This window comes from Ferruginibacter sp. (assembly GCF_031430955.1).
In the GTDB taxonomy this organism is placed as follows: domain Bacteria; phylum Bacteroidota; class Bacteroidia; order Chitinophagales; family Chitinophagaceae; genus Ferruginibacter.
In genome coordinates, this window is the sequence record NZ_JANPCM010000031.1 from 1 (window position 1) to 5,383 (window position 5,383).

8 protein-coding genes are annotated in these 5,383 nt (G+C 35.2%); 5 read left to right on the forward strand and 3 right to left on the reverse strand.

Annotated elements, in window-relative coordinates; all coding sequences use genetic code 11:
- The first annotated feature begins 490 nt into the window (after positions 1 to 490).
- Both ACY65O_RS00875 and ACY65O_RS00880 read left to right on the forward strand, forming a co-directional pair.
- Complete coding sequence (locus ACY65O_RS00875) at positions 491 to 886, forward strand: hypothetical protein (protein WP_462218958.1); 396 nt, start codon at positions 491 to 493, stop codon at positions 884 to 886.
- Complete coding sequence (locus tag ACY65O_RS00880; RefSeq protein ID WP_462218959.1) at positions 879 to 1,508, forward strand: SprT-like domain-containing protein; 630 nt, start codon at positions 879 to 881, stop codon at positions 1,506 to 1,508. The genes ACY65O_RS00875 and ACY65O_RS00880 overlap by 8 nt, the downstream gene beginning before the upstream one ends.
- A gap of 4 nt (positions 1,509 to 1,512) precedes the next feature.
- On the opposite strand, the gene ACY65O_RS00885 is transcribed toward ACY65O_RS00880, so the two are convergent.
- Genes ACY65O_RS00885 through ACY65O_RS00895 form a run of 3 tightly spaced genes read right to left on the reverse strand, consistent with a single transcriptional unit; the run spans position 1,513 to position 3,111 of the window.
- Entirely contained in the window at positions 1,513 to 2,214 is a 702-nt protein-coding gene (locus tag ACY65O_RS00885; protein ID WP_462218960.1) for a hypothetical protein, read from the reverse strand.
- Positions 2,215 to 2,267: 53 nt separating this feature from the next.
- Positions 2,268 to 2,753 (reverse strand): GNAT family N-acetyltransferase, encoded by a 486-nt coding sequence (locus tag ACY65O_RS00890; RefSeq protein WP_462218961.1) that lies wholly within the window; start codon positions 2,751 to 2,753, stop codon positions 2,268 to 2,270.
- Between the two features lie 4 nt (positions 2,754 to 2,757).
- Complete coding sequence (locus ACY65O_RS00895) at positions 2,758 to 3,111, reverse strand: VOC family protein (RefSeq protein ID WP_462218962.1); 354 nt, start codon at positions 3,109 to 3,111, stop codon at positions 2,758 to 2,760.
- Between the two features lie 73 nt (positions 3,112 to 3,184).
- On the opposite strand from ACY65O_RS00895, the gene ACY65O_RS00900 reads away from it, so the two are divergent.
- The 3 genes from ACY65O_RS00900 (at position 3,185) to ACY65O_RS00910 (ending at position 5,269) form a co-directional block, all read left to right on the forward strand.
- Complete coding sequence (locus ACY65O_RS00900) at positions 3,185 to 3,730, forward strand: RNA polymerase sigma factor (protein ID WP_462218963.1); 546 nt, start codon at positions 3,185 to 3,187, stop codon at positions 3,728 to 3,730.
- A gap of 2 nt (positions 3,731 to 3,732) precedes the next feature.
- Entirely contained in the window at positions 3,733 to 4,518 is a 786-nt protein-coding gene (locus ACY65O_RS00905) for an anti-sigma factor (protein ID WP_462218964.1), read from the forward strand.
- Positions 4,519 to 4,708: 190 nt separating this feature from the next.
- The gene (locus ACY65O_RS00910; RefSeq protein WP_462218965.1) at positions 4,709 to 5,269 is read left to right on the forward strand and encodes a fasciclin domain-containing protein; all 561 of its coding nucleotides are present in this window, start codon (positions 4,709 to 4,711) and stop codon (positions 5,267 to 5,269) included.
- Positions 5,270 to 5,383: the final 114 nt, after the last annotated feature.

The following is a 5,383-nucleotide window of genomic DNA, read 5'->3' on the forward strand; positions in this document are numbered from 1 at the left end:
TAAAAGTTGCCGAACTGCTGTACCTGCATGGCAATGCAGTGGTGGATGGTGATTTGTACGCCGGAAAATTACAAATTGAACCAACCGCATCATTCAATGGCCAATGCCATATGGGTGCTAATGTGGTGGAGTTTGTTACCGCAAGGGCCAGTGCGGTTAACGAATAAAATTATCCCCCATCGGTTTAATCAAATTCATTTTATAGTACGGTTATCTTATTAAATGTAACCAAAGAATAATATTGTTTAAAAAGTTCAGGATAATACCTGAACTTTTTTGTTTTAGTTTAGCTGTTATCTTTGTGCAGTTTAATACCAATTAGAAATTGAATGTATCCGATTAAAAAATGTCTGTCCCAGGTGTAATCGGGATTGTCGAAACCGGTGCAATAGTCAACCCGCCTTCGACAAACTCAGGCTGACACTATGGTTTGCATTTCTAATTGGTCTAACTTTTCGTTTTCACCAATTCAATTATCAAACAAACAATAATGCAAAACAGGCGCAAACAGGTTTTACCTTTAATATTAATTTTTATTTTTTTAAATACTTTTTTTTTAACAGGAAAATCTATTTTAGAAAAATATGGTGTGGATAGAGATGTTTTAATTGCTGCTAACGCTTTATTTTTTTTAACCAATTTTATTGCTTTTCTTTTACAGCGCAGGGGTTTGCAAAATACCAATCCCAATGTTTTTGTACGCAGTATGATGGGGGCTATGATGATAAAAATGTTTGTAGTGCTGGGGGCATTTTTAGCGTATGTAATTATTATTGGCAAGTCGGTTAATAAACCTGCAATATACATTTCCATTTTTCTGTACTTCCTTTACCTTGCGGTGGAAGTTGCCATTGTTATGAAGCTGAACAAACAAAAAAATGCCTAAACAGGAAGCGCCGCTTTTACAGTTACAATCTTATTTACCAGATGGCAGTTTTGATGAAGTGCTGTATTACCTGCAGCATTATAAAGTACACCTTACCGTTAGCCGCCAAAGGCAAAGTATTTTAGGCGATTACCGCCATGCCCATGCAGGCCAAACACACCGCATTAGTGTAAATGGTAATCTTAATAAATATGCATTTTTAATTACGCTTTTACATGAGCTGGCACATTTATTTACGTACGAACAATTTGGCCACCTTGTAATGGCACATGGTAAAGAATGGAAAAATGAATTTGGAAAAATACTGGCCAAGTTTTTATTGAAGAAAATTTTTCCGGCAGATATTGAAAAGGCTTTGATGCAAACTTTACAAAACCCTGCAGCCAGCAGTTGCGGCGATGAAAAATTATTAAGGGTGTTAAATAATTATGATGATAAAAAAAACGGCATTTATTTGGTGGAAAATATTGCAGAAGGAAGCCTGTTTAAAATTAAAGGCGGCAGAATTTTTAAAAAAGGGGAGAAGATACGCAAGCGGTACAAATGTGTAGAAGTAAAAACAGGAAAACTGTATTTGTTTAGTGCCGTATATGAAGTAGAGGTTTTAACCCCTAACGATTGACTATTCACCATTCACTATTGACGATCCATCTTGCTAAAACATTTTCATCAGTACTTATTTTACCCAGCACTTTATATTTACTTTGTTGTAATACCCGGCTTGCTGCCGCTTTTTCTTTTTGTACATTTCTTGTACCTGCAAATGTGGAGTGAATAAAATAAATTTCTGAACCATCGTTATAAATAAAACCGGTGTGGTTATCTAAACCTGCAATATATAAGCCGTAACCCTGGTGTTGTATTTTTTGTATAAAATTATCCATTGCAATATTGCTAAAGCGTTGTACATATTTTGGTTGAATTAAGGAAAGCATCATTTGCTCGGATGCACATTGCGCCAGCTTTACCCTTGCAATGTTTAAACCTGCATCCCGTAAAACGGTAGTAACAAAGTAACCGCAGGCAATAGTCCCTTTTTGCGGCGTTTGACTAATGCCGTTAAAATTCCAGGCTGTACCAATCCAATTGGGGATAATAGTTTCTGCAACCGATGTTGTAAAAATTTTTTCTTTTTGTTGTTTAGTTAATTTGCCCCAGGCCGCTTTGTTTTTTTCTTTGGTAAGAAGAATATCTTTTTTGCAGGAATCGTAATTTAATTTTACGGGACTAAATGCTGCCGGTTGATTAAATACCATTGCTGACTGCCTGGCTTTTTTACCGCAGGAAAAAAATAAACTAAAAGAAAAGAGGCAGAATAATATTTTCATTTTGTACATCTGCCATTAGATCCATGCTGCAGTTAATTCCACAAAATGTATGGTTACAAATCTTTTATCATCCAAATATCGCAACCGCCATGGCCACTGTTGCCCTGCGGCGATTGTAAATAAGTAAATCCCATTTTTTCATACATGGGTACAGCGATATTTAATTCTGGCATTGTTTCTAAATACATTTTTTTATAGCCCAGATCTTTGGCGGCAGTAAAACATTTCTCCATCAATAGTTTTCCAATGCCTTTACCCCTTGCAGCATTGCTTAAATATAATTTTACCAATTCGCAGGTGCCGGCAGGTAAGTTTTGGGTGGGGTAAATGCCGCCTCCGCCCAATAATACACCATCTGCTTCGGCAACAAAATAAATACTGTTAGGTGTTTTAAAAACTTCTGATAAATTATCGGTACTCTCATCAAAATAAACAGTGCCTGGTTTATTGGCCTTAAATTCCTCCAGCGAATTACGGATAATTTTTGCCAGGGTCTTGTTATCTTCTGGCAATATTGTTCTTATTATTATAGTACTCATAAATTTATTTCCATGTATCTTCTGCAAATCTTAATAAATTACCATTGTTGTCCCGTACACAAAATTCTTTCAATCCACGGTTTTTGCCGGCTAATTTACCATTGGGCAAAATGATGTTTAATGCTGATAATTCGATATAAAGATCTTCAATATTGCTAACCCGTATATAACTACGGGAATTTTCACAAAGATACCTGTCGGCACATAAAAAAAAGTGCAGTTCGGCATCATCTTTTTTCATTACCACATAGCCGCCAAGGTCAAATGCGGTAAAACCTAATTTACTTTCGTAAAACATTATGGTGTCTTGTATGTTAATAGCAGGCAGAACTGGTATCGTTTTTTGTATCATTTTCATTTTATTGACAGTTAAGGTACTAAGTTTTAAAAAAATGCTCTATTTTCGATTTTAAATCATTCAATTAACCCCATTGCAGGATACAATAAAATACAGCGAAGAGGAACTGGTATTGCAACTGCAAAACCGAAACCAGCAGGCATTTTCGTATTTATATGATAACTATGCTGCAGCCCTTAACGGGATTATTTACAGATTGGTAGAAGATAAAGAACTTTCCGAAGATATACTGCAGGAAGCATTTGTAAAAATCTGGAATAATTTTTCTAATTACGATACTACTAAAGGAAGGTTATTTACCTGGATGCTGAACCTTACCCGAAATCTTACTATTGATACCTTACGCAGCAAAGGATATAAAAAGCAAAGCAAAATCTCAAGTGACGAAAACTCCGTAAGTAATTATGCCGATAATAATGCTACAGTTGAAAGATTTGATGCGATTGGAATAAGAAAACAGCTAAGTAATTTAAAACCAGAGCAAAGAAGTATTATTGATATGGCCTATTTTAACGGGTACACCCAGGACGAAATTTCGAAAGAAATGGGTATTCCGCTGGGTACTGTAAAAACAAGAATGCGATCAGCAATATTAGAATTAAGAAAAATGTTACAATAAAAGTGCAAGTACAAGATATCATATCATCCGGTTTGCTGGAGCTTTACGCAACAGGCCTCGCCTCTTCAACAGAGCGGCAGCAGGTAGAGAATTGGATAAAACAATATCCGGAAGCTGCTGCTGAATTAAAAGACATAGAATCTGGTTTAGAAAATTACGCACAGGCAGCCGCTGTAACTCCTCCAACAGAAATAAAAGAAAAAATATTTACCAGGATAAATGCATTAAGGCCGGTTAGTGATATTGATAATGGATCAACTGCCAAAGTAGTCGCTTTTAAAAATTACTGGAAATTTGCTGCAGCTGCATCAATTATTTTACTTGCAGGCAGTGCAATAATGAATGTGATGTATTATAACAAATATGATACAGCTAATAAAGATTTACAACAAACACAGCAACAGCTTGCACAGGTACAACAGCAAACTGATGACATGAAAACTGATTTAAATATTGTACAAAGTAAATACAGTATACCTGTTGCGTTACAAGGTCAACCAACTTTACCTGAAGCCACAGCAAAAATTTACTGGATGAAAAACACCGGTGATGTAATGGTAGATGCCAGTAATTTACCCGATGCACCAGCTGGCAAGCAATACCAGTTTTGGGCTATTGTAGATGGTAAGCCTGTTGATGGCGGCTTAATAATTACTAATGATAAGGGAAAAAAATTCCGCATGCAAAAAATGCATGCATTTGGAAGAGCAGAATTCTTTGCAATATCTTTAGAAACAGAGGGGGGTAATCCAACACCCACTAAAGTAGTAAGTATGGGCAAAATCTAATGCTCATTTTTTAATCTCACACAATTTTTTATTTTTTATTTTTCAATTGCAATATTGTTTTATTGCTGCATTGTTATGGTGTAAAATCCTTCAACACAAAATATTTTTTATAAAAAAACAATCCATTCTTTTTCATCTGCCGTAAATGTTTCTGTAAATAAAAAATTAAAACAAACTTAAAAACACATTTATGAAACAGGTAAAAAAATTTCTTTTTGGAGCAATAGCAATGTTATTTGTTAATGCATCATTTGCACAAATGGAAAAAACAGTTATGGTTGGTGGTGCTGCAATGTATCCATCTAAAAATATTGTTGAAAATGCAGTAAACAGTAAAGACCACACTACATTAGTTGCCGCTGTAAAAGCTGCAGGCCTTGTAGAAACATTACAAAGTGCAGGACCGTTTACCGTATTTGCCCCAACCAATGCAGCGTTTAATATGTTGCCTGCAGGTACTGTAGATAATTTATTGAAACCAGAAAGCAAAGCAGCTTTAACAGGTGTATTAACTTACCATGTGGTTTCAGGCAAATACACTTCAAAAGATTTAGCAAAATTAATTAAGAAAGGTAATGGTAATGCTACTGTAAAAACCGTTGCAGGTGGAAACTTAATGATTATGATGAAAGGAAATAAAATTGCCATTAAAGATGAAAGCGGTGGCGTGGCTTATGTAACTATTAAAGATGTTAACCAAAGCAATGGTGTAATACATGTGGTTAATCACGTGCTGTTACCAAAAATGTAAACTAATAAACCTAAACGCAAATAAGCCCCGTTCTTAATTGAACGGGGCTTTATTTTTTGTGTAGTAAAGAATAAATAGCACTGTCTAAAAATTTACCTCTGAAAAAATAATCTT